The organism is Allofournierella sp., from assembly GCF_017889395.1.
Lineage (GTDB): Bacteria > Bacillota > Clostridia > Oscillospirales > Ruminococcaceae > Allofournierella.
Genome location: NZ_JAGHKE010000143.1, coordinates 1 through 2,347 on the forward strand (window position 1 = coordinate 1; position 2,347 = coordinate 2,347).

A 2,347-nucleotide genomic window follows, 5' to 3' on the forward strand; every position below is an offset into this window, starting at 1 on the left:
GCTTACAGCATCCAGGCCGGGCAGGAACGGGTGCTCACCGAGAACTTTATCCGCCCTTATGCCGAGCTGCTGCGCCGGGTCATGGGAGCAAACCCCTCGCTTACCTTTACGGAACAGGCGGCGCTGGGCGGGCTGGAAAAGCTGGCGACCACGGCCGCAGCCCGGGCACTGGCTCCGCTGGAGCGGGCCTGTGAGCTGGCCGGTGTGGCACCGGAGCCGGTCTACACCGCCCGGCAGTTGTTTGACGAATTTTTGCAGCAGGTGGACCCTCAGATCTGCATGCGGTTTGCGCCCCTGTTTGAAGAGGGGGCGGGTATTTGTATCCGGGAGTCCGCCCAGGCGGCAGCCGCCCCCGGAGAGTTTCTGCAGGCGCTTGTGGCGGCAAGCCTGCACAGATCCCAGGGAGGTGAGGTTCCATGAGAAGATTCACAGGCATCAGCGCATCCAAAGGGCTGGTCATGGGGCCGGTCCACCGGCTGCACCACGGCACTGCCGGCTTGGCGCGTGTGGTCGGTCTTCCGGTGCGTGAGCAGGCCCTGTTCGATGCGGCTGTGATCCTGGCAAAAGAGGAGCTGCGCGTTCTGGAGGAAAAAACCGACGGCACCCAGCAGGCCATTCTTATGTTCCAGCGGATGATGCTAGAAGATGCAGGTCTGCTGACGCAGGTGGCCCAGCGCATCGCGGACGGCGATGGCGCGGCCGCCGCCATGGAATGGGTGGGCAGGCACTATGCCGCCACCCTGGAAAATCTGGACGATGAATACATGAGCCAGCGCTCGGTGGATGTGCTGGATGTCTGCCGCCGGGTGGTGAATATTCTGGACGGCGAGCCCCGCAAGGCTCCCGAGCTGGAGGTCCCCTGCATTCTGGTGGGGGAGCGCATCTTCCCCAGCGACATCATCAGCATCGACCGGGCCAAGATTCTGGGCTTTGCCACCAGCGGCGGCAGTATCCAGAGCCACGCGGCCATTATGGCCCGTACCATGGACATTCCCGCCGTGGTGCAGCTGGGCAATGAGATGCTGGATTACAGCGAGGGGCAGGCCGCCATTCTGGATGCCTATAACGGTGACATGATCGTCAAGCCGGACGCGGACGCGGTGCGCCACGCTCAGCGGCGGATTGTGGGCGAGGGTATGCTGAAAAAGCGGATGGCCTTCCTGAAGGACCAGCCCTGCGTGACCAAGGACGGCACCGCTGTGACCCTGATGGCCAACTGCTCCAGTCCCACCGACATTCGGGCCGCCATGGACGCGGGTGCAGATGGCGTGGGACTGCTGCGCAGCGAGTTCGTTATTACCGGCGATCACATTCCCGGCGAGGACGAGCAATACTATTATTATATGACCTGCCTGGAAGCGGCTGCCGGTCGACCGGTAATCATCAGCACCTTTGACATCGGGGCGGACAAGCGGGTGGCGGAGCTGGAGGATACCATCAATTATTCCCCGCTGGGGATGAGAGGTGTGCGGCTTCAACTGAGCCCCCCGGAGCTGTTCGTCACCCAGATGCGGGCGCTGCTGCGTACCGCGCTCAAGGGCGATTTGCGAATCATGTTCCCCATGATCACCGGCCCGGCGGACTGGAAGGAAGCCCTGGAGCTGGTGGAGGTGGCCAAGAGCCAGCTGCGCCGGGAAGGCGTGCCCTTCAATGAAAAGGTTCCGCTGGGTGCAATGATCGAGGTGCCCAGCGCTGCCCTGCTGGCCGATGAGATTCTGGCAGACCGCTGCTCCTTCGTGCACATCGGTACCAACGATCTGACCCAGTACACCTACGCGGCCGACCGGCGGGACAGCCGGATGTCCGGCTATTTTACCGGCTGGCCCCACGCGGGGGGCCGCCTGATCGACATGGTGGTGGCGGCCGCCTGGAGCCAGGAGCTGCCGGTTACCATCTGCGGCGTGAGTGCCACTGATCCGGATACTGCCGAGCGATTCATCCGCCAGGGCGTGCGGGGACTGTGCATGGAGGCGCGCAGTCTGATGCAGATCAAGGCTCACCTGCTGGAGCTGGATCTGAATGAGCCACCTCGCTTCCAGCGATAGCACAGATAAAAAATCCCCTGTTCCGCAACCCGCGGCGCAGGGGTTTTTTGCTTGTTTGCGCGAATTTGCGCAAAAATGCGAAGGCGACTCAAAATAAAATGCAGAAATTTGATTGTTTTTGATAGAAAATGCTTGAATTCGCCAAATGACTGTGCTATAGTGAAACCAGAACGAGAGATACAGGCAAAGGGGGCGGCGAAATGCTGGCAGAAAAACGGTTTGCGGTGATTCTGGATGTGCTGGCAAAGCGCCGGGCGGCAACCGTCACCGAGCTGGCTCAGCGGCTGGACACTTCGGAATCC

1 protein-coding gene and 1 pseudogene are annotated in these 2,347 nt (G+C 61.8%); both read left to right on the forward strand.

Annotation, left to right across the window (positions count from 1 at the left end):
* Window positions 1-420 (forward strand): annotated as a pseudogene (locus J7G73_RS12785) (hypothetical protein); the annotation flags it as partial.
* Window positions 417-2,045: a phosphoenolpyruvate--protein phosphotransferase gene (gene ptsP, locus J7G73_RS12790; RefSeq protein ID WP_291246547.1), complete on the forward strand. Its 1,629-nt coding sequence runs from the start codon at window positions 417-419 to the stop codon at window positions 2,043-2,045. The pseudogene J7G73_RS12785 and the gene ptsP, both read left to right, overlap by 4 nt.
* Window positions 2,046-2,347: the final 302 nt, after the last annotated feature.

Coding starts and splice junctions, on each gene's coding strand:
- ptsP (WP_291246547.1), top strand. CDS start 417: ATGAGAAGATTCACAGGCATCAGCGCATCCAAAGGGCTGGTCATGGGG.